Here is a 21,816-nt window from a genome sequence, read left to right as displayed (position 1 = left end):
GTCTGGTTTGCAGCGACCTCAGGCTTTTTGACAATTAGCACAGTAGTACGTGGCACGCTGTCCTTGAACGATCTTCTTGATCGGCGTTTCACAAACCTTACAGGGCTGGCCGGCGCGTTCGTAGACTGCGCCATGCAGCGTGAAATAGGCGCCGGGCTCACCCGTCGCATTGACATAGTCACGCAAGGTGCTGCCGCCCGAAGTGAGCGCAGCGTCGAGCGTGTTTTTAATGGCGACGACTAATTTTTCGCATCTGGCCAGCGATATCCGGCCCGCCTTAGTTTTAGGATTGATACGGGCTTGAAACAGACTCTCGGAGGCGTAAATATTGCCTACCCCGACAACGACGTCACCGGCGAGCAAAGCCTGTTTGATGGGCATTTGACGATTGGCGAGGCCTCGGTGCAATAAGCTTGCGTCAAATTGCGGATCGAACGGTTCTATGCCCAGCTTGGCTAACAGGGGATGCGTCTCAACAGGGCCGTTCTCAAAGGGATGCCAAAGCACTGAGCCGAAACGGCGCGGATCGTGCAGCCTTAACGTTTGATGGCCGAAGTGCAGTTCGACATGATCGTGGGTGCGAAGCAGTGAACCTTTTTGGACGCTTCGCAGGGATCCTGACATGCCCAGATGGATAATCATTGTCCCGGCATCGAAATCGATCAGCAGATATTTGCCACGACGGCGGCAGGCCCGCACGGTCTGGTTTTGAACGTATCCCGGCAATTCTTTGGGTATAGGCCATCGCATGCGGTGCTCATGAACCACCATTTCCAGCAGGCGGCGGCCGGTCGCGATGGAATCTATTCCCCTTCTGGTTGTCTCAACTTCTGGTAGTTCGGGCATGGGTAAGTGCTAACATCCAAAGACTATGTCAAATCATTGTGCCATCAACCGGTCGTCTCGCGTGAAGTTCACCCCTAAATCCCTTGGCGTTACTCAGTTTTTTTCAAGGCAGTTGGGCGCTCGCCTTCTGCTGAGCGCTGGCTGTACAGTCGCCGTTCAGGCATCTGCGGGGGCTTTAGCGCAAGCGACTGGCCCCAACGGCGGGCGGGCGAAATCTGAAACCGAGGTGATTCGGCTGCACGCCAATCAATTGCCAGATGTTACGTTAACTGGCACCATCTTGTTCAAAATTCTGGCCGCAGAAATCGCGGCTCAGCGGGGCAATTACCTTGCCGCCGGCAATACGCTGGCCGACTTGGCTCGCGAGACCGCCGATCCGCGCTTGGCAAGACGCTCCCTCGAGTTTTATCTGGCTGGCGGCAATTTGACAGGTGCGCTCGACGCGAGCCGCACTTGGCTGCGAATTGCCCCGAACGACGATGAGGCCGTCTCAACTGAATTGGCGCTGGGTGCGGCTGCTGGTCAAACAACTGGTTTGGCGCAAGCTTTGCGCAAGCGCATCGATAAATCCACTGACAAACCAGCTGCAATCACTCAGGCTGTGACAACGCTTGCTCGAATGCAAAATAAGCAAGAAGCCTTCAGCATCTTGTCTGAAGCGATCAATCAGAGTTCAGTCAAAAATCTACCGGCTGCTCGGCTTGCTCTGGCTGACATGGCGCAATCGTCTGGCGATTCAAAGCAAGCACTTGCTGAGGCGCGTATTGCGCTGGGAGCCAACCCTAACTCTGAAGACGCAGCGGCTCGAGTTCTTGAGTACGGGATGTCCGTCGATGCAGATGGTGCCATGGCTGAGGTTGCCGCGTTTACAAAAAGACAGCCCAAGGCGCGCCGAGTGCGGCTCTTGCTCGCAGGTCAACTGTCCGAGCGCGGCCGCTACAGTGAGGCAATGGCTGAAGTGCAAAGCATGTTGCGTAACGCTCCTGAAGATTTTGAACTGTTGTTTGTGCAAGCGCAGTTGGCTGCGCGTGCCAAGCAATGGCAGGACGCAAAAAAATTCATCGATCAGTTCATTAACGTGCAAACTCAGCGCAAAAGTGCCGGCCCAGATGGTGCGTCTGATGCAGGGGTTGCTTTATCGGATGCCTATCAGTTTCGTGCGGGTGTCTTAGAAGAGATCGGCAAGTTCGACGAAGCCTATGCTGATTTGTCGTTGATCAAAGATCCATCGAATGCGGTCTTTGCCGCGCAAATGCGTCAGGCCGTTATTCGTGGCAAACAAGGCCGTATCGATGAGGCGGTAGCCATTCTTGATGCGGCTCAGCCTGAGGACGACGAGTCTGCTGACGTGGTTCTGGTGACAACCAGTCAAGTGCTTCGAAACGCAAAGAGAATCGACGAAGCAATCAAACGCTTGCAAGCAGCTGACAAAGAAAGAGGCAGCTCGAAAAGCGTCAAATACGATCTAGCTATGTTGTACGAGCAGCAAAACAACTTACCTGAGGCGGAACGACTGCTCAGGCAAGTCATTGTTCTTGATTCACGTCATGCTCACGCCTACAACGCCTTGGGTTACGCACTGGCCGATCGCAATATCCGTCTCGATGAGGCATTGATCTTGCTCAATAAGGCGAGTGAACTTGCGCCGAACGATCCTTTCATTATGGATAGCCTGGGTTGGGTCAAGTTCAGAATGGGCGACTATCCCGCTGCGGTGCAAATCTTAATGCGCGCGTATGTAAAACGCCCAGAGGCGGATATCGCTGCTCATCTGGGCGAGGTTTACTGGGCTCAAGGGGACCAAGACAAAGCGCGTGCGCTGTGGCGAGAAGGGCTTGCCAAAGAGGCCGGCAACGCGACTTTGGTCGAGACGATGAAGCGATTCGGGGTCGCACCTTGATTCGTTGGGTGTTGGCCATTGCTTTAGGGCTCATGCTTTTAGCAGGTTGTGCAGTCACAGAAATACCCGCACCAGTGTCAACTGCTGACTTTGCTCGATCAGGTCGGTTTGCCGTTCAGTCTCAAAGATTTAACCAAAATCCCGAGAACAGTCAGGGTGGCTTTGCCTGGCAAGATCGGGGTAACACGTTGTTATTGGATTTGATTTCACCCATGGGGGGCACGCTCGCCCGGGTTAGCGTTAATTCTCGCGAGGCGGTATTGACTCGATCTAACGGGGAGACGATCAGCGCAACCAGTCCGGATGAACTGATACAGATCGCGATTGGTCAGAACATGCCGGTATCGGATTTGCGCGATTGGTTAAGGGGACGGTTAAGTAAACACGCTGCCAGTACTGTTCGAGACTTGAGCCGGGATGAATTGGGGCATCTGACGGGATTTACGCAAGATGGCTGGCAGGTCAATCTGTCAAAGTACGATGGTCTCGGGCCACGGGCAATTGCACTCAGGCGGGATCTCGCCGGTCAACAGCTCTCGATCCGTTTGATCGTTGATTGATTGTCAATTATTCATCACTGTTCACTGACACATCATGCTTTACGATCTGATTGCACCCGCTAAGCTGAATTTGTTTCTGCATGTCGTGGGCCGTCGCGCTGATGGATACCATTTGCTTCAAACGGTCTTCCGGTTCATTGATTTGGCAGATACCATTCACATCGATGCAACGGACTCCTCTGAAATTATCCGAGAGAGCGACATGCCTGGGGTTGCGCCGCATGATGACCTCGTGGTGAGGGCTGCCAAAGCATTGCAGCGTGTCACGGGTGTGAAACGAGGCGCAGCGATTCGAGTGGATAAAAGAATCCCCACCGGAGGTGGTTTAGGTGGTGGATCAAGCGATGCGGCGACGGTCTTAATTGCGCTTAACCGACTCTGGCAAACTGGTTTAAGCCGCCAGGCGCTCATGCAGATTGGTCTTGAGCTCGGTGCGGATGTCCCCGTATTTATTTTTGGGCAAAATGCGTTTGCGGAAGGCATCGGCGAGCGCTTGACAGCGGTTGACCTGCCCCCTCAGGCCTACGTTGTGATTCAACCCGTGCAAAATGTCCCCACCGTAGGTGTTTTCCAGTCTAGTGATTTGACAAGAAACACGCCACAGGTCAAAATAACGGACTTTTCTGGCAATCCAGTTGGTTTTGGTCACAATGACCTACAGCCGGTTGTTCTGAGTATGTACCCCGTTATGCAAGACGTGTACAAATGGCTTGTTAAAGCCGGTTGTCATGCTCGGATGACAGGGTCTGGGGCTTGTTTTTTTACACAGTCCACTGATCCAGACGAGGCTCAGTTGGTTCGTCAGAAAATACTGAATGAATTGCATAAAGAAGTTACCGCTGTTGCAGGCGGTAGTCAGCAAGTACCGATACAGGCTATATTTGCTTGTAGCGGGTTAACTGAACACCCACTGCGGCACTGGTTAGAAAGTTAGTTGGGGAGTCGCCAAGCTGGTTAAGGCACCGGATTTTGATTCCGGCATGCGAAGGTTCGAATCCTTCTTCCCCAGCCCACACTGCGAAGCTGTTGAACTTGGCCCGTCAAGCATATAAAAAGCTTGATCTGCGTTAGTAGGTTCAGCAGCTTTTTCATTTGATGCTGTTTCTTTGTCTGCGATTGCCTTAGCCATGGGTACTGATAGTTTCATGATTTTCACCGGCACAGCCAATACTAGGCTGGCTGTTGATGTCGTTAACCATCTTGATATGTCACTCGGTAAAATGTCCGTGGGACGTTTCTCTGATGGCGAGGTGATGGTTGAGATCAACGAGAACGTTCGCGGCAAAGACGTGTTTGTGTTGCAGCCAACTTGTGCGCCCACCAACGACAACCTCATGGAAGTCATGGTCATGGTCGATGCGCTAAGACGTGCTTCTGCCCGCCGCATTACCGCCGCGATCCCGTATTTTGGTTATGCCCGTCAAGACCGTCGTCCTCGTTCAGCGCGTGTTGCGATTTCGGCTAAAGTCGTCGCAAATATGTTGCAAGTAGTTGGCGTTGATCGCGTGCTGACCATGGACTTGCATGCAGATCAGATCCAAGGTTTTTTTGATATACCGGTTGATAATATTTATGCGGGTCCGATTTTATTGGGTGACATCTGGCGCCGCAACCTGTCGAACCTGGTAGTGGTATCGCCTGACATTGGGGGCGTGGTCCGGGCTCGGGCGCTGGCCAAGCAGCTTGAAGCTGATCTGGCGATTATTGATAAACGCCGTCCGCGGGCAAACGTATCCGAAGTCATGAATATCATTGGCGAGGTAGACGGTCGCACCTGTTTGATCATGGATGATATGGTCGATACGGCAGGCACCCTGTGTAAAGCAGCACAAGCTTTGAAAGAGCGCGGCGCAGGGGCGGTTTATGCCTACTGCACGCACTCAGTTTTGTCAGGCGGTGCAGTTGAACGCATTGCCGCCTCAGAGCTAAATGAATTGGTTGTAACCGACACCATCCCCTTGTCGGATGAGGCGAAAGCCTGCCCTAAAATTCGCGCATTATCTTGTGCGGCTTTGTTAGGTGAAACTATTTTGAGAATCTCGAACGCAGAGTCAGTTAGCTCACTGTTCGTCGATTAAAAGAATGCTTGGTTCGCTGGTCGCGGCGAGCCAACATAACAGCGACTGGTTTTCGGTCGTTGTCTAAACAACCGGCGCGATTGCGCTTATTTTGGAGTATCTACCATGCAATTCAATGCAACATTACGTAGCGTACAGGGATCGAGTGCGAGCCGCCGCCTGCGCCACGCGGGTCGTGTTCCGGCCATCGTGTACGGTGGTAAAGACCAACCGCTGAACGTTGAACTCGATCACAATGAAATCTATCACGCTCTGCGCAAAGAGACGTTTCACTCATCCATTTTGGATATGAAAATTGAAGGTCACGATCAGCAAGTGCTGCTGCGTGCTGTTCAATGGCATCCATATAAGCAATTGGTCATGCACGTTGATTTCCAGCGCGTTTCTGCGGATCAGATTTTGCATACTAAAGTGCCACTGCACTTTATCAACGCCGAAACCTCACCTGCCGTGAAACTCAGTGCTGCCATCATTTCTCATATCTTTAATGAGATCGATATCGCTTGTTTGCCTGCGAATTTGCCTGCTTTCATCGAGGTCGACTTGTCCAAGCTGATTGGGGGCGCCTCAATCCATCTGGCTGAGATCACGTTACCCAAGGGCGTAAGCTACGTCCCCCACGGTACCGATACCAATCCTGTACTCGTTACAGCCGTTGTGAAAGGTGGTGGTAAAGACGAAGCTGCTGCTGATACAGCTGCTTAAAGCGTCGATCACTGCAGTGATTAAAGCCTCATCCCTGCTTAGCTTGGATGAGGTTTTTGTTTGCAGCGCTTCATTTTTCGTTTGACTCATCGCTTGGTTTCAAGCCCGCTCATGTCAACACCAATCAAATTGATCGTCGGACTCGGTAACCCGGGTACAGATTACGAACGAACCCGGCACAACGCGGGTTTCTGGTTGGCCGACGAAGTTGCGCGTGATCTCAGTTGCTCGTTCACCTTAGAAAAATCCTTTGCCGGCTCAGTCGCCAAGGCGCGAGTTCACGGGGAGCAAATATTTCTCGCTAAGCCCCAAACGTATATGAATCGCTCGGGGCAATGTGTGGGTGCTTTAGCCCGTTTTTACAAGCTCAAACCCGAGGCTATCTTGGTCCTCCACGACGAGCTGGATTTGTTACCTGGTCAAGTCAAAGTCAAACTTGGTGGCGGTCACGCTGGTCATAATGGCTTAAAGGATATCGCTGCCGCGCTGGGGGATCTGGGCTTCTGGCGGATGCGAATCGGTATCGGGCATCCCAGAACCTTGAACCTGCAGCAACAAGTTGTAGATTTTGTCTTGCATCCCCCTCGCCGCGAAGATCAGACGATGATTGATGGTGCAATCACACGCTGTCGCGCTGTGATGCCTTTATTGCTGGCGGGAGATTTTGTCAAAGCGACTGAGCAACTTCATCGCGACAACCCCGCATGACGACACAGCGCTTGCGAGCGGAGTGGCGTGCTTGCTTCCGGTTTATCCTCAGTCCCCATTTGAAACGTACGCTTCGCGTCGCGCCACCCTTAGCAGGGCGTCTGCGCGATTGGTTTCCCGGTCTTGGCATGGGTCGATTATTCGCTTGGGCTGCCACGTTATGGATACTGAATATTTTTGTGTTGGGCCCGCTTGTTCTCGAAGCTTTTGAAGCGAGTGGTGCGACGCATCGGATCAATGTCAATGATCTGCCTTGGTTGCAGGCAATTTTATGGGCTCCCCTAGTGGAGGAGCTACTGTTCAGGTACTGCCTGCGAAGACCGCTAAGCCTGTTTTGGGTTACTCCCTCTATGGGGGTTGTTCTGGTCTATGGTCTTCAAAGTTGGGCCTCCGTGCTCTTGGCACTGACAGTTGCTTTGCTTCTCTTTATCAGTTACTTCTCTGCCGAGCCTCGGGCTTGGGTGTTTAGGTGGGGGCGACGTTATCACAAGGTATTTCCGTGGGTTTTTCATCTCGTCGCCTTGGCTTTTGCAGCTGTCCACCTTCGTAATTATGTATTCGGCGATGTGCAGTGGTGGGTGATGATGATTTTGGTGACGCCCCAATGGCTGACTGGTCTGGTACTTGGCTGGATACGAGTGCAGCGAGGGGTTGGAGCCTCAATCCTGCTGCACGGTCTGTTTAATGCGGGGCCGCTTTGTGTGGCCTGGGTAGCCTTACAGTATGCAGAGTAAAAAATTCAATCTGCCCTCAATCCAATCTCTTTCGTCAACATAGCAAAGCGGTCGATATCTGAATTCAGAATGAGCTGAAATGCAGACGGACCATCTTTTGCAGGGGTGTATCCGAGCGAGGCAAGTTTGTCTTTGATCTCTTGACGCTCCAGCACTTTAACCAGGTCGTCATAGAGCTTTTTCTGAATAGCCACAGGCGTACCCGCTGGTGCGAGCAAACCATGCCATTGGTTCAACTGATAGCCGGGATAGCCTTGTTCTGCAACCGTTGGGATGTTTGGCATCAGTGGTGAGCGCTCTTGCGACGTGACGGCAAGCGCACGTACCTGTCCAGCCTGTATTTGTGCGCTCGCACTGGACGCAGTAATAATCGCCATCGGAACTTGACCTCCCAGCACGTCTTTCAGTGCTGGTCCACATCCCGTGTATGGGATGTGGGTGATATGCGTTTTGGCGCTGATATTCAACATTTCTCCAGCAAGATGCTGGGGAGTCCCGTTACCGCAGGATCCGTAGGAAACCGAATTCTTTTCAGGTTTTGCCGCATTGAGCATGTCAGATAAAGATTGATACGGTGAGTCGCTTGGCACAATCAGTACGGATGGAACAAACGCTACATTGATGATGGGAACAAAATCCTTTTTTGGATCGAAAGCTAAGTTGCTGAACACGCCGGGGTTTACAGCAAAAGAACTGTTTACCATCAGTAACGAGTAGCCGTCGGGCGCACGCCCCGCTACATATCGAGCGCCTAAGTTTCCGCTGGCGCCAGGACGATTTTCAACAATTGCGGAATGTCCGGTGCTGTCTTGCAAGTAATTGCCAATCAGTCGCGCTAACACATCAGTCCCGCCTCCGGGAGGAAAGGTGACAGTAATGTTGATGGGTTTGCTGGGGAATTGCTCTGCCTTTTCTTGTGCGGCAGCCTGGGAAATGGCACCGAGTCCATATGTCAGTATTGCAAGAGCTTGTATCGCTTTGAAGGCAAGAGCATGACGCATAATCAAGGATTCCTGTGTGTGTCTTTCGCTTAGAGGATATTAGAAAAATATCAATAAGCGATTTCTCAATTGCAATAACAATCTAGTTTTACTGCAGATTGCAGAAAAAATGAAATTAATTTAATATAGAAAAAAATGTAGCGTTTGCTACATTAATATTCTTTAGCAGCAGAAATCATGCAGCACCTACAGTCAAAGGGGTCGTTTTATGTATGACATTTTTCAAACAGACCGATTGATCGATCTGTGGTTGACCGAAGACATTGGTTGTTGCGATTTGACTGCGCAACTCATGATTGATGAAGATGCTGTCGGTACCTTCCATATGAACGCGCGTGAGCCGATGATCATTGCTGGCATACAGGTCGCGGCCCGACTTTTGACGCGTTATGACGCGAGACTGCAGGTCACGTGTCTGGTGAAAGACAGTGATAAAGTCGAAAAGGGTAAGCGCATCCTCACGGTGTCTGGGCCTGCTCGCAGTATCTTGACGGCAGAGCGCCCCGCCTTAAATATCCTGCAGTTGTTATGCGGGATTGCGACCGAAACAGCGCGTTACAAGCAAGCACTTGAGGGTACACAAACCCGTCTGATTGATACAAGAAAAACAACACCGGGTCTGCGGATGCTCGAAAAACATGCGGTAACTTGTGGTGGTGGCTTGAATCATCGTCTTGGTCTGGATAATGGCGTAATGTTGAAAGATAATCACATCGCCATTGCCGGCAGCATCGTAAAAGCGGTCGAACGGGCACGTAAAAATCTACCTGTGCTGACGAAGATAGAAGTCGAGTGTGATCGGTTAGATCAAGTGGCTGAGGCGCTTGAAGCCGGGGTCGACGTGATTATGCTCGACAACATGTCGATTGCTGACATGACAACTGCCGTCAAAATAATTGATGGTCGCGCAAAGATTGAAGCCTCTGGCGGTATCAGGATCGACACGATTCGCGAGATAGCACTGACTGGCGTAGACTACATTTCAACCAGCAAGATCACGCAGGCCGCACCCATCGTCGATATTGGACTAGATGAATGATGCGCAACGCCTTGCCGGGTTGCTTTTTCTTTATTGTCGGCCCGAGTGGGGCTGGTAAAGATAGTTTGATTGATGGTGCCCGGAAGCTGTTGCCTGCTGAAAATTTTATTTATGCGCGGCGTGTCATCACGCGACCGGCGGGTTCACCCGGCGAGGATCATGAGGCGTGTACGACCGAGCAGTTTCTGGCCAGGCAGGCTAATCAAGAGTTTTTGATTGCCTGGCAAGCACATGGTTTACATTACGGCCTGTCCGCACAGCTCAAGCAAGAGCTTGCTTCGGGTAGACACGTGATTGCAAATGGATCGCGTGCAATGATTGCGCAACTTGCGCAACAAATTCCTTCTCTGATTGTCGTTGAAATCACTGCGCCTGCAGAGGTGCTAATGAATCGATTAGTTGCAAGGGGGCGCGAGAAGCCCGATGATGTTGCAAAGCGACTCGCAAGAAAAACGCAAGAATTTCCCTCGCAGGTAGAGGTTATCCGTGTCACGAATGACCTAACACTTGAAGTGGGGATCGAGCGTTTTGTGGCAGCATTATTGACGCGAGTCAATCTTGCACCACCATCGTTGCGCGCGGTGTATAAAAAAATTGCTGGTGGTGTGCCGACCGACTCAGAGTATCAGGAGTTGATCAAAGCAATTGTCAACCACGAGCATACAGAATCTGCTCTGCACGCTTTCCTGATTGCTTGCACTCACGATTTGCAGTTAGAAGAGATTATTTCGATTGCCAAAGCACGTTCGCAAACCGTGCCCCGCATTAGCTGGCCAAGCGGAATGGTTGTCGATAAACACTCAATGGGTGGGATTCCAGGCAGCCGAGTCACGATGGTGGTCATCCCTATTATCGCGGCGCATGGGTTACTTATTCCAAAGACGTCTTCCAGAGCAATCACTTCTGCGGCAGGTACGGCAGACGCAATGGAGGTCCTTGCAAAAGTCGATCTCACGCCCGCTGAGCTCAGGGCTTGTGTGCTTGAAACAAACGCTTGTATCGCCTGGAACGGCAAACTCAACCATTCGATACTCGATGAGGTCATGAACGCCCTCACGAGACCACTTGGGCTGGACACGAGATCCTGGTCTGTTGCATCAATTTTGTCAAAAAAATATACGGCAGGTTCAACCCATGTGGTGATTGATATTCCCTACACGTCGTCAGGTAAGGTTAAATCAAAAGAAGATGCGGAGAGTCTGGCTCAGCTGTTTGAAAGAGTGGGACAGCAGCTAGGGCTGGTGGTGAAAGCCTTTGCGACGGATGGGGACTCACCTATTGGTCGAGGTATCGGTCCTGCCCTGGAGGTCAGGGATGTCTTGCAAGTGCTCGATCACTCCCCTGAGGCACCCAGTGATCTGTTAGAAAAATCACTTTTTTACGCCAGTCAGATATTGGCTTTGGACGAAAGCGTAGGCTCTGTTCAGGCGGGACGAAAAAGAGCGTATGAGTTGCTCGCCAGTGGGGCAGCACGACAAGCGCTCGACAGGATAATAGACAAGCAGGGCCGTCAGACTGATTACGATTTTTCAAACGTTAAGCGTGAGGCAATCCAGGCTAGGGCTGCGGGCACGATCAGGCGAATAGATGGCTTTGTAATCTCCGGCATTGCACGTACCGCGGGTGCTCCCACCGATCACCTCGCAGGGGTTGATTTATTGAAATCAGCTGGCGAGCAGGTTCAAGCGGGTGAAAGTTTGTATCTCGTACAAGCGAGCGACCCAGCCAGATTGGCGCTCGCCGTGCAGGCAGCGCAACAAGACAGCGGCTACAGAATTAATTAATGACATGCGGTATTTCAGTCGCTGGCGGCGTATTGCGACTGCGGCAACAACGCACAATCCCATCAATGATGACCATACCAATGCCAGGTATGTCGCCCAGGCTTAAGCTTTCGAGCAGATCCCGACCTGCCGTGTGTTGCGCGCGATCCATGATGACGAAATCAGCGCTGCGCCCGGGTTCGATCAGACCACAGTTCAGCTGGCGCATTTTCGCCGTGTTACCGGTCGCAAAACACAGCACAAGCTCAGGTGCAATGTTGCCCAGACTCGAGAGCAAGGCAATCATACGCAACATACCTAAGGGCTGAACACCTGAGCCCGCAGGGCCATCTGTTCCGAGTATCACGCGGTGAGGGCATTTGAGTGCAATGGCTGCTTGTGCGGCTGCGATGGCAATTTTCTCATTACCGTTGTGAACAATCTCGATCCCGCGTGAGGATTTTTCGCATAGCTCGCAGACGTGTTGTTCGGAAAGTGAGGTATGGCCGCCATTGATATGGCCGATGATATCTGCGTCGGCTTCGAGGACGACATCCTTGTCAATCAGTCCCGAGCCCGGAATGGAGGGGCCTCCCGTATGGATGGTGCTCTGGATTCCGTATTTACGCGCCCATGCGACCATGCGTTGCGCTTCTTCGCCCGCCTTCACGGAACCTAGTCCTACTTCACCCAGAAGCGTGACACCAGCCTCAGCCAGCTCTTTAAAGTCCTGTTCAACCATACCCTTTTCAATCACAGGTGCACCCGCCAGAACCTTCACACCGCCAGGACGAAAATTGTCAAAGGCACGCTGTGCAGTAATCGCCAGCGCTTTTAAGCCGACAATGTCTTTTGGTCTGCCGGGCAGATGGACTTCTCCGGCAGAGATCATTGTTGTGACGCCACCGTGCATGGTGGATTCAATCCAGCCCAGCTGGTTTTGCCTGGGCGTCCAGTCGCCAAAGACGGGGTGAACATGGCTGTCAATTAATCCTGGCGCGATACAAGTCTTGCGCGCATCGATCACTGTTTTCGCATGGCTGATATCGCAGTCTTTTTCTTTTCCAACTGCGGTGATGATGCCATCAACCGAGACGATCGTGTCCGCATCAAGAATAGGCTGGTCAATATCGCCAGACAAAAGCAAGCCAATATTTCTAATCACGACTTTGCCGGCGCTCTCTGAACTTTGTACTTCTGCCATTTAACCTGCTCCCTGAGACATTGTTTTTAGTTTGCAATCAATAAAGTGCGCAATACCGAGTGGGTAACAAAGTCTTCCCATTCAGAGAAGATCTTTGGCGATTCAAGGTTTTCGCCCAGAAAAGCAGTGAGCGTAAAACGATTGGATTGATAAAAATAACCGAGTGAGGCGATCATCAAATAGATATCGCGCGAGCGAAGACCGGGGCGGAACAAACCCTTTTGCGTGCCAACCTGCAAGGTTCTGTCTATGACACCGATCGCTGCAATGGAAAATTCTTTTGCAGTACTAGATTTTGATATGTGCTGTCCTCGCAGCAAATTTTCGCTATTGAGAATGGCGATGAATTCAGGGTGATCGCGATAATAGTGCAGGATAAACGCGATAATCAGGCGCATCGAAGCGATGGGATCGTTCAGGTCGAGCTCTAGGGCGGCTTCTGCTTCATTAAATCTGCGGTAAATTTCCTCGAGCGCGGCGACAAACAATCCGTCCTTATTCCCAAAGTAGTAATAGATCATTCTGTCATGGGATTTAGCTGCCCGAGAAATCTTTTCCAGGCTGCCGCCGCTGAGACCGTATTTTGAAAAAACCTTTATCGCCGCACGCAGGATCGTGTCACGCGTGGTTTTTGCTGCTCGCTCGCGTGCGCCGGTCTTGCGTGGAGAGTTGGTTACCGTCTGTTTTTTAACAGTCATCTTTGAAATTATGAGAGAGTGGTCACGCCGGTCTGGAGGTATTGTTCCATAAATGCTCGAACGCGAACAAAGTTTCTAGCACTAAGCTTTCAGGCTTGGTCAGCCAGGACCTGCTCAACCGTTGCAAGGCAAGGGGATTTGGTTTAAATTTAATAAAAAATATGTAGTAAGTGCAACATTTTATGTTTAGTGAATGCTACATTAAAAAAATATAAAAAGCGATGCCTCCCGCAATCTTTTGACTAAATGTCGACCTGGAATATGACGGAACACACAAAAACGGATGGGCTCCCGGACATGAATGTGCAAACACCGGCTGTAGCTCCAGATCGCGCCGTTCTCAGGAATGCGAAAGTCAGTGAGGTAAAAATTGCCTGCAATGCCTGTCCAGTGCTGTGCCAGATCAGCGAGGGGCGAAGCGGTGCCTGTGATCGCTACGCCAATCAGGCCGGGATATTAGTGCGTGTGGACCCGGTCGTGTTCCTACAGAAAGGACTCACACAGGCTGCGTCAGAACCCGTTAACTTTGTGTCGGCTGCTTCGAGCCTGAAGGCGGGGCATGCATCTGCTCAGAGGAGTCCGTTGCTTGATCAGAATGTGTTCGTAACAGGGGTCGGTGCCTCTACGACATACCCTGACTATAAGCCTGCTCCATTCATTGTTGCCTCAAAAGTATCTGGTGTGGATCTGGTGACCGTCGTGACGGAGGGTATTTTTAGTTATTGCAGCCTCAAGGTCAAAATTGATACTGACAGATACCTGGGGCCTGAACAGGCGCATGTGCGGGTCAAAGGTGAGGTGATTGGCCATGTCACGACGGCAGAGTACGGCTCTCAAATGCTTTCATTAGGTGGTGTGCATCACTTGACCGGCGGCAGTAAAAAAGAAGGCCGCGTGACGATGGAAGCCATGCTTGCGCTAGGCAACAAAGGCTCGGTAGAACTCTCTATCGACGGTGGTGCGCAACTGGTTGTTCAAGCAGGACAGGCCCCGATTGTGAACGGCGTAACTGAACGGCGTATGCGTGTGGGCTGTGGCTCGGCAACGATCGGAATTTTCGCGCTGCAGTTTTCAGGCTTGGCGGATGAGGTGGTGGTAGTGGACGACCACATCACCGGTGTACTGACCGAGCATCAGGCGGGCAAATGCCTGGATATGCGTGCATCTGGAATCGTGATGCGAGGGCGGAGATCCACACCGGGCAGGTATTTTCAAGTTGCGAATCCCGGTACCGGCTGGGGCGGCACAGATCTTGCTGACCCTTTAGCCATCATAGAAGGGTGGGACGAAAAAGTGGCTTGGCCAGGATTGCGTTTATTAATGACCTCGACAACCGGTGAGCATGCGAGCTGGTACGTACTGGATGACCAGCTACGTCCGGTGGAAGCAGTAATCCCTGCGAAGGTGCAGGAGGTCGTTGATCGAATTGGCGAAAACTGTGAGCCCTCGCTCACCAGTGTCATGTTCCTGGCTGGTGCGGGGGGGAGTCTCAGGGCGGGTGTGACTGAAAACCCTGTGTTGTTGACTCAGGCGATTAAAAAATCACTGGTGAATGTGACGTGTGGTGGCGCGCCGGCTTATGTATGGCCGGGAGGGGGGATCACGGTGATGGTCGATGTGATGCGGATGCCGGATAACAGCTTTGGCACCGTTCCCACGCCAGCGATCGTGGCACCGATCGAGTTCAGTATGAAGCTCTCGGACTATCAACGCTTAGGCGGGCATATGGACTATGTGCGCACGCTTGAGCAGTCTGTCGGCCAGGGCGCTTGGCACCACGACGGTGCTCCTCAGGCAGTCAAGTGGATCGGGCCAGTTGAGGCGAGTCCATGGCCTCTCGGTCAACCACCCATGTTGGGCTAAACGATGCAGGAACCGATCTCCGCAGTTTTGCAGGATGGACGACGACACTTTCAGCATGGGCCAATCGATATCATCGCTTACGCTGAGGGTGAGTACGCGGCGGTGGAGCGTGCCCATGCAGCGGCCTGGAAAAGATTCCAAAGTGTCTTAAACGAATTGACGAGCGAGCTGACTTCGTTACGTCAACCCGTTGGAGTAGATTGTCTTGTGCTGGGACCGATTGCGAAAACAATGTGGCAAGCGTGCCATGACTGCACAGACGACTTCATTACGCCGATGGCGGCCGTAGCGGGTGCCGTGGCACAAACATTGATAGAGGATTACAGGTTGCCGGGCATCAGTCGGGCGTGGATCAATAATGGTGGTGATATAGCCGTTCATATGGCGCCGGGACATAGCCTGAAAATCGGTCTGTTTGCAGATTTGTCGCGACTCAGTGAAAGCATGGTTCAAGCAGGCATTCCAGTAGATGGGGTGTTTGAGCTCACGCAGGATTCAGGTGTTCAGGGCGTGGCGACGAGCGGCTGGCGTGGACGCAGTCATTCGCTTGGACTGGCAGATAGTGTGACGGTACTGGCGAGTACGGCTGCCCGCGCCGATGCCGCGGCGACGGTGATTGCCAATGAAGTCAATGTGGATGATCCGCGCATCGTCCGTCTTCCAGCCAACACGCTTAAAGATGATTCTGATCTGGGTGAAATACTGGTCACGGTTGAGGTGCCTGCGCTGAGTGAAGACGATATTCATGCTGCTTTGCAGCAAGGCTTGACGCGGGCAAGGGAGTTAAAAAATAAAGGCCTGATTATTTCAGCAGTGATAACCTGCCAAGGTTGGGTCACGAGCACCGAGATGTCGACTTGTTCAAGGATGGCGAATACATGAAAGCGAAGATACGAAAAATAATTGTTCAGGTGGAAGAAGTGCATACAGAAATGGGACGCGCGCTTACGCAGCCGACACGTCGGGCCGTGGCGATTGCTGTGATTCAAAATCCCTTTGCTGGTCAGTACGTTGAGGACTTAAGCGAACTGATGGATGTCGGCGAAGAACTAGGTAAGTTACTAGGAGAGCGTTGTGTATCGGCACTTCGAATTACACCTGAGCAAGCTGAAAGTTATGGAAAAGCCGCAATCGTAGGTGAGGCGGGTGAACTCGAACACGCGGCGGCGATCTTGCATCCTAAACTCGGCGCGCCGTTGCGCTTAGCGGTTTCGCACGGTGCTGCCCTGGTCCCCTCGAGCAAAAAGCGTGGCGCGCCGGGTGCTGCCATCGATGTGCCGCTCGGCCATAAAGATGCAGCGTTTGTACGTAGTCATTTTGATGCGATCGAAGCACGCGTAACTGACGCGCCGTTTGCAAACGAAATAGTAGTGGCAGTTGCAGTAACGGATAGTGGACGACCCTTACCTCGAATCGGTGGACTGCAAGCCCACGAAATCGTCGGTAAAGATGGCTTACGTTAAGTAGTAGACATCATTGAATTCGACCCCTTTTTAGAGGACTACATCATGAAGCATCGTACTGCCTGCCGGATCGTTGGACAAAGCTTGGTCGCAGCCGTGCTTGCATCGACTGCATTGTTCGCTTGCGCCGAAGACGTGATCAAAATCGGCGAGATCAATAGTTATAAAGCTCAACCCGCATTTACTGAATCCTATAAAAAGGGCATGGAGCTCGCGGTCGAACAGATCAACGCGGCGGGAGGGCTCAACGGTAAAAAAGTTGAGCTCATCACGCGGGATGACAATGCCAGCCCAGGTGACGCCGTGAGGGTGGCTGAGGAGTTAGTGTCGCGCGACAAGGTTGATGTGTTAACGGGTTCATTTCTTTCGCATATTGGTTTGGCATTAACGGATTTCGCAAAGCAGAAAAAAATGTTTTTTCTGGCCAGTGAGCCCTTAACCGATAAGATCGTGTGGCAAAACGGTAATCGCTATACGTTCCGGTTACGTCCGTCAACCTATATGCAAGTCGCCATGCTGGTACCTGAAGCCGCTGCGATGAAAAGAAAACGCTGGGCGGTTGTATTTCCCAATTATGAGTACGGTCAATCCGCGGCAGCAACGTTCAAAGAACTCCTCAAGCAAGCCCAGCCAGATGTTGAGTTTGTGGCCGAACAAGCGCCTCCATTAGGTAAGGTTGATGCGGGCAGCGTTGTGCAGGCCTTAGCCGACGCAAAACCAGACGCTATTTTTAACGTCTTGTTCGGTGCGGATTTGTCTCGCTTTGTTCGGGAGGGCAATACGCGTGGCTTGTTTAAGGATCGCGATATGGTGAGCTTGCTGACCGGAGAGCCGGAGTATCTGGATCCTCTCAAGGACGAAGCACCGAATGGCTGGCTGGTAACGGGTTATCCGTGGTACGGAATCGAGACAGCTGAGCATCAGGCCTTTTTGAAAGCCTATCAGGATAGATTTAAAGATTACCCAAGACTCGGTTCGATCGTAGGGTATTCGTCAATTATCTCTTTAGCCGCCGGTATCAAAAAAGCGCAAAGCACAGATACTGACAAGTTAATCGCTGCCTTTGAAGGGCTGAGTGTTGCGACACCTTTTGGTCCGATCGTTTATCGTGCAGAAGATCATCAGTCCACGATGGGTGGTTATGTGGGTCGTACTAAAAACGATAACGGTAAAGGCGTCATGGTGGGCTATCGCTACGTAAATGGAGCGGCTGTCTTACCTTCAGCCGAAATCGTCAAGAAATTACGTCCCGCCGATTGATCCGGATGGTATGAATATCTGATGGACTTTTCGAGTTTCGTCGTTCAGCTACTCAACGGTTTAGCGAGTGCCTCTTCACTTTTTCTGGTGGCGGCAGGTCTGTCGCTGATTTTTGGCGTCACCAGAATTGTGAATTTTGCCCATGGTTCTTTTTTCATGGTGGGCATTTATATTGCCTATTCTTTTGTCAATATCTTGTCTTCGACAATTGGTTTCTGGCCAGCCTTGATTTTGTCGCCGCTTATTGTGGGCTTGCTTGGCGCCGTGATCGAAATATCGCTGATGCGACGCATCTATCGTGCCCCAGAATTATTTCAATTGCTCGCAACCTTCGCACTTGTTCTTGTGATTAAAGACGCGGTGTTGTGGTTCTGGGGGGCGGAAGAACTTCTTGGGCCTCGAGCGCCGGGACTGAAGGGTTCGGTAGAAATTCTCAGCCGACAATTTCCTTCTTATGATTTGTTTTTAATCGTTGTGGGACCCGTATTGTTATGCGCGTTATGGTTGTTATTAACGCGAACACGCTGGGGAACACTGATCCGTGCCGCGACGCAAGACCGTGAAATGGTGGCCGCCCTCGGCGTCAATCAGGCTTGGTTATTTACGGCGGTGTTTGCGTTGGGCGCGCTGCTGGCTGGCTTGGGTGGCGCGTTGCAGTTACCCAGAGAACCCGCTAATCTTGAGATGGATCTGAATACGATTGGGGCCGCCTTTGTGGTGGTCGTGGTCGGTGGGATGGGCTCGATTCCGGGCGCTTATGTTGCAGCGCTGTTGATTGCAGAAATGAAAGCAATCTGTATCTGGCTGGGTGTTGTGGATTTGTTTGGCATCCACATTTCTTTCTCAAAGCTAACGCTAGTCGTTGAATTTCTCGTGATGGCGGTTGTACTGATCTTCCGACCCTGGGGGCTGATGGGGCGTGCGCAATCCCGTTCACGTCACGCTGCAGAAATCGAAGCACCCTTGCGGCGTAGCTCGCGCGGTGCACAGTTAGCTGTTTGGGGCTTGGTGGCGCTGCTGGTGTTAGCACCGTTTTTAACTGCGCAATCCCCCTACTTTGTGGTGCTGGGGGTAGACTTGCTGATCGCTGCCCTGTTTGCTGTGAGTCTACATTTCATCATGGGTCCTGCTGGCATGCATTCATTTGGGCATGCGGCATATTTTGGACTGGGAGCCTACGCCGCTGCCTTGTTGGTGCGTGCAGCAGGTTTGCCGATGGAAGCCTCTCTGCTTATTGCACCACTGATCGCAGCATTAGGCGCGGTTGTTTTTGGCTGGTTTTGCGTGCGGTTGTCAGGGGTTTATCTGGCGATGTTAACGCTTGCCTTCGCACAAATTACGTGGGCAGTTATTTTTCAGTGGGACGCTTTAACCGGCGGCAGTAACGGTCTGACTGGCGTCTGGCCTGAACCATGGTTGGCCGATAAGAAGAACTATTTTCTGCTGACACTCGGGTTAGTGGTCATCAGCATCTGGATGCTCAGGCGTATTCTGTTTTCACCCTTTGGTTTTGCCATGCGAGCGAGCCGTGACTCAGCCTTGCGGGCTGATGCAATCGGTATCAATGTACCGTGTGTGCAGTGGCTAGCGTTCATATTCGCTGGAGGATTTGCGGGCTTGGCCGGGGCGATATTCACTTTTTCAAAAGGTAGCATTTCGCCTGATGCAGTGAGTGTTGGCAGGTCTGTAGATGGCCTAGTGATGGTGCTGCTTGGTGGGATTCAAACCTTATCGGGTTCGATCTTTGGTTCGGTACTGTTTACATGGCTTCATGATGCCGTGGCTCGAAATACCGAATATTGGCGAGCGACGCTGGGCGGCATCATTCTTCTGCTTGTCTTGCTCTTTCCTCAAGGGGTTGCGGGCTACGCGAAGCTGATCGCTGAGCGACTGACAACTAAAAAACAAGTTAAGACTCCAGACTTTGATCGCGCTCAATCTGGAGCCAAACCATGAGCCTGTTGAAAGTGGTGGGACTAGGTAAATCGTTTGGTGGTGTCAAAGCTGTCGATGGGATCGATTTCGAGTTGCAGGCGGGTCAGTTGCTCGCGCTGATTGGTCCAAATGGCGCGGGCAAGTCCACAACCTTTAATATGATCAATGGCCAGATCCGTGCTGATCGTGGCTCAGTCAGTCTTGATGGAACTGAATTAGTTGGTCTGCCTCCTCGTCAGATCTGGCGGCAGGGCGTGGGACGAACGTTTCAGATTGCTGAAACATTTTCCTCTCTGACTGTCGTTGAAAATATACAGATGGCCTTATTGTCGCATCAGAAAAAAATCTTTACTTTCTGGTCGCCTGCGAACAAGCATGGGCGTGAACAGGCTATGCGACTACTCGAGCAGGTGGGTATGTTGGAACAGGCCGACAGGCCGTGCACCGCTCTGGCTTACAGTGATATTAAGCGCGTTGAGCTTGCCATTGCTCTGGCCAATGAGCCACGTTTGTTGTTGATGGATGAGCCGACTGCAGGCATGGCGCCCAAAGAGAGAAATGATTTGATGGCACTGACCAAAAAACTCGTGCTTGAGCGCAATATGGCAGTGCTGTTTACCGAACACAGCATGGATGTGGTGTTCGCGTACGCCGACAGAATGATTGTATTGGCGCGAGGCAGGCTGATTGCGCAGGGTCAGCCCGATGAAATCCGTCATCATCCCAAAGTGCAGGAAGTCTATTTCGGAACAGGTAAAACCTTTAAGCTCGACAAGACTGCGGAGCGTGCGCATGCAGGTTGAGCCTATCGAGACGAATCAAGAACAACGCTTACTCAATGTTGTAGGTCTCTGCGCCTGGTATGGCGCGGCACAAGTGTTAGATGACGTGGGTTTGCATGTTAAGCGAGGCGAGGTTGTAGCCTTGATGGGACGCAATGGGGCAGGAAAATCCACCACGATGAAAGCGATCATGGGCCTGATGGAGAAAAAGCGGGGCGAGCTTAATTTCATGGGGGTAGATATTTCAAATCGTCCTTCGCATCAGATCGCCTCTCTGGGGTTGGGATTCGTGCCCGAAGATCGGAGGATTTTTACCGATCTGACTGTGATGGAAAATTTAGAGGTGGGCAGACAGTCTGCACGCGCTTGGCCAGATGGCACTGCAGCACCGGTATGGACGAGTGATAAATTATTTAAATTGTTCCCTAACTTAGGTGAAATGCCTCGGCGCCGCGGTGGCAGAATGAGCGGTGGAGAACAGCAGATGCTCACGGTCGCCAGGACGCTGATGGGGAATCCTTATCTTGTATTGCTCGATGAGCCCTCTGAAGGGGTCGCGCCTGTCATTGTGGAGCAAATGGCCAATATGATCGTCGAACTCAAACAGCGGGGAGTCAGTATTTTGCTCTCAGAACAAAATCTGCATTTCGCCCAGTTGGTTTGCGACCGTGCGTATGTTCTCGAAAAAGGCCAGATTCAATTTAACGGCAGCATGGCAGAGCTCGAAGCAAACGAAGATGTTCGCCGTGCGTACCTGAGTGTCTGAAGATGCGTGAGGCTGACATCTCCCCCCTAACCGTTAGTTTGCGTGTCAATGGTGTCGCCCACGAGTTGTTAGCCGACCCTGACACTTCCTTGATGACGGTCTTGCGCAATGATCTGAACTTGAATGGTCCGAAATATGGCTGTGGGCTCGGGCAGTGCGGAGCTTGCACGGTGTTGGTCGATGGTGTGGCGGCCAGATCCTGCGTGATCCCTGTGGGTAAGATGCGGGATCGAGAGATTGTCACACTGGAAGGATTAACAAAAGACGGGGTTTTGCATCCCGTGCAGCAGGCCTTCATTGATGCGCAGGCTGCGCAATGTGGGTATTGTTTGAATGGAATGATCATGATGACAGTATCATTTTTAAAAGATCAGCCCGAGCCGACAGAGCAGCAGATCCGTGATGCCTTGTCTGGAAATCTTTGTCGTTGCGGCACTCATGTTGAAATTATTGAGGCCGTGAAAAAGGCCTCAAGCCGGCTTGTGTTGAATGCGCAACGCGAGCGCTGAGC

General features: G+C 51.9%; 21 protein-coding genes and 1 tRNA gene. 18 read left to right on the top strand and 4 right to left on the bottom strand.

What is annotated here, in order from left to right; translation table 11 throughout:
• Positions 1-18: 18 nt before the first annotated feature.
• Positions 19-846, bottom strand: a complete 828-nt coding sequence (gene mutM / locus BCM14_RS08275; RefSeq protein ID WP_106227544.1) for a bifunctional DNA-formamidopyrimidine glycosylase/DNA-(apurinic or apyrimidinic site) lyase — start codon at positions 844-846, stop codon at positions 19-21.
• A gap of 25 nt (positions 847-871) precedes the next feature.
• Here mutM and BCM14_RS08270 point away from each other — a divergent pair, with 25 nt between their 5' ends.
• The 8 genes from BCM14_RS08270 to BCM14_RS08235 all read left to right on the top strand — a co-directional run bounded on the left by BCM14_RS08270 (position 872) and on the right by BCM14_RS08235 (position 7,531).
• The gene (locus tag BCM14_RS08270) at positions 872-2,746 is read left to right on the top strand and encodes a tetratricopeptide repeat protein (protein ID WP_106227543.1); all 1,875 of its coding nucleotides are present in this window, start codon (positions 872-874) and stop codon (positions 2,744-2,746) included.
• Positions 2,743-3,306 (top strand): outer membrane lipoprotein LolB, encoded by a 564-nt coding sequence (locus BCM14_RS08265; protein WP_106227542.1) that lies wholly within the window; start codon positions 2,743-2,745, stop codon positions 3,304-3,306. Before BCM14_RS08270 ends, BCM14_RS08265 begins: the two co-directional genes overlap by 4 nt.
• 31 nt (positions 3,307-3,337) lie before the next feature.
• Positions 3,338-4,240, top strand: a complete 903-nt coding sequence (gene ispE, locus BCM14_RS08260; protein WP_106227541.1) for a 4-(cytidine 5'-diphospho)-2-C-methyl-D-erythritol kinase — start codon at positions 3,338-3,340, stop codon at positions 4,238-4,240.
• Position 4,241: 1 nt separating this feature from the next.
• Positions 4,242-4,315, top strand: a tRNA-Gln gene (locus BCM14_RS08255).
• A gap of 118 nt (positions 4,316-4,433) precedes the next feature.
• The gene (locus tag BCM14_RS08250; RefSeq protein ID WP_259673524.1) at positions 4,434-5,384 is read left to right on the top strand and encodes a ribose-phosphate pyrophosphokinase; all 951 of its coding nucleotides are present in this window, start codon (positions 4,434-4,436) and stop codon (positions 5,382-5,384) included.
• A gap of 105 nt (positions 5,385-5,489) precedes the next feature.
• Entirely contained in the window at positions 5,490-6,089 is a 600-nt protein-coding gene (locus BCM14_RS08245; protein WP_106227540.1) for a 50S ribosomal protein L25/general stress protein Ctc, read from the top strand.
• Positions 6,090-6,200: 111 nt separating this feature from the next.
• Entirely contained in the window at positions 6,201-6,797 is a 597-nt protein-coding gene (gene pth / locus BCM14_RS08240) for an aminoacyl-tRNA hydrolase (RefSeq protein WP_106227539.1), read from the top strand.
• Positions 6,794-7,531 (top strand): CPBP family glutamic-type intramembrane protease, encoded by a 738-nt coding sequence (locus BCM14_RS08235; RefSeq protein ID WP_106227538.1) that lies wholly within the window; start codon positions 6,794-6,796, stop codon positions 7,529-7,531. The genes pth and BCM14_RS08235 overlap by 4 nt, the downstream gene beginning before the upstream one ends.
• Before the next feature lie 5 nt (positions 7,532-7,536).
• On the opposite strand, the gene BCM14_RS08230 is transcribed toward BCM14_RS08235, so the two are convergent.
• Positions 7,537-8,532: a tripartite tricarboxylate transporter substrate binding protein gene (locus BCM14_RS08230; RefSeq protein WP_106227537.1), complete on the bottom strand. Its 996-nt coding sequence runs from the start codon at positions 8,530-8,532 to the stop codon at positions 7,537-7,539.
• A 208-nt stretch (positions 8,533-8,740) separates the two neighbouring features.
• Between BCM14_RS08230 and nadC the strand changes: the two genes are divergently transcribed.
• Entirely contained in the window at positions 8,741-9,571 is an 831-nt protein-coding gene (gene nadC, locus BCM14_RS08225) for a carboxylating nicotinate-nucleotide diphosphorylase (protein WP_106227536.1), read from the top strand.
• The gene (gene phnN / locus BCM14_RS08220; RefSeq protein ID WP_259673504.1) at positions 9,568-11,355 is read left to right on the top strand and encodes a phosphonate metabolism protein/1,5-bisphosphokinase (PRPP-forming) PhnN; all 1,788 of its coding nucleotides are present in this window, start codon (positions 9,568-9,570) and stop codon (positions 11,353-11,355) included. Before nadC ends, phnN begins: the two co-directional genes overlap by 4 nt.
• Here phnN and BCM14_RS08215 read toward each other — a convergent pair.
• Both BCM14_RS08215 and BCM14_RS08210 read right to left on the bottom strand, forming a co-directional pair.
• On the bottom strand, positions 11,348-12,538 hold the full coding sequence (locus BCM14_RS08215; protein ID WP_106227535.1) for an amidohydrolase family protein: 1,191 nt from the start codon (positions 12,536-12,538) through the stop codon (positions 11,348-11,350). The genes phnN and BCM14_RS08215 overlap by 8 nt on opposite strands.
• A gap of 26 nt (positions 12,539-12,564) precedes the next feature.
• On the bottom strand, positions 12,565-13,236 hold the full coding sequence (locus BCM14_RS08210) for a TetR/AcrR family transcriptional regulator (protein ID WP_106227534.1): 672 nt from the start codon (positions 13,234-13,236) through the stop codon (positions 12,565-12,567).
• 261 nt (positions 13,237-13,497) lie between these two features.
• Between BCM14_RS08210 and BCM14_RS08205 the strand changes: the two genes are divergently transcribed.
• Genes BCM14_RS08205 through BCM14_RS08170 form a run of 8 tightly spaced genes read left to right on the top strand, consistent with a single transcriptional unit; the run spans position 13,498 to position 21,814 of the window.
• Positions 13,498-15,099, top strand: a complete 1,602-nt coding sequence (locus BCM14_RS08205; protein WP_106227533.1) for a 6-hydroxynicotinate reductase — start codon at positions 13,498-13,500, stop codon at positions 15,097-15,099.
• A gap of 3 nt (positions 15,100-15,102) precedes the next feature.
• Positions 15,103-15,981 (top strand): UPF0280 family protein, encoded by an 879-nt coding sequence (locus BCM14_RS08200; protein ID WP_106227532.1) that lies wholly within the window; start codon positions 15,103-15,105, stop codon positions 15,979-15,981.
• Positions 15,978-16,562 (top strand): amino acid synthesis family protein, encoded by a 585-nt coding sequence (locus tag BCM14_RS08195; RefSeq protein ID WP_106227531.1) that lies wholly within the window; start codon positions 15,978-15,980, stop codon positions 16,560-16,562. The genes BCM14_RS08200 and BCM14_RS08195 overlap by 4 nt, the downstream gene beginning before the upstream one ends.
• A gap of 45 nt (positions 16,563-16,607) precedes the next feature.
• Positions 16,608-17,822 (top strand): ABC transporter substrate-binding protein, encoded by a 1,215-nt coding sequence (locus BCM14_RS08190; RefSeq protein ID WP_106227530.1) that lies wholly within the window; start codon positions 16,608-16,610, stop codon positions 17,820-17,822.
• 21 nt (positions 17,823-17,843) lie between these two features.
• Positions 17,844-19,778 carry an ABC transporter permease gene (locus BCM14_RS08185; protein WP_106227529.1) on the top strand — a complete coding sequence of 645 codons (1,935 nt, stop codon included), beginning with the start codon at positions 17,844-17,846 and terminating at the stop codon, positions 19,776-19,778.
• The gene (locus tag BCM14_RS08180; RefSeq protein WP_106227528.1) at positions 19,775-20,560 is read left to right on the top strand and encodes an ABC transporter ATP-binding protein; all 786 of its coding nucleotides are present in this window, start codon (positions 19,775-19,777) and stop codon (positions 20,558-20,560) included. Before BCM14_RS08185 ends, BCM14_RS08180 begins: the two co-directional genes overlap by 4 nt.
• Positions 20,550-21,305: an ABC transporter ATP-binding protein gene (locus tag BCM14_RS08175; RefSeq protein ID WP_106227527.1), complete on the top strand. Its 756-nt coding sequence runs from the start codon at positions 20,550-20,552 to the stop codon at positions 21,303-21,305. Before BCM14_RS08180 ends, BCM14_RS08175 begins: the two co-directional genes overlap by 11 nt.
• Positions 21,306-21,307: 2 nt before the next feature.
• Positions 21,308-21,814, top strand: a complete 507-nt coding sequence (locus tag BCM14_RS08170; RefSeq protein ID WP_106227526.1) for a (2Fe-2S)-binding protein — start codon at positions 21,308-21,310, stop codon at positions 21,812-21,814.
• The last annotated feature ends 2 nt before the right edge of the window (positions 21,815-21,816 follow it).

The sequence above is a fragment of the Jezberella montanilacus genome (genome assembly GCF_003003055.1).
Classification (GTDB): domain Bacteria; phylum Pseudomonadota; class Gammaproteobacteria; order Burkholderiales; family Burkholderiaceae_B; genus Zwartia; species Zwartia montanilacus.
Note: the sequence above shows the minus strand (reverse complement) of the source record. Positions and strands in the feature narration are given on the sequence as shown.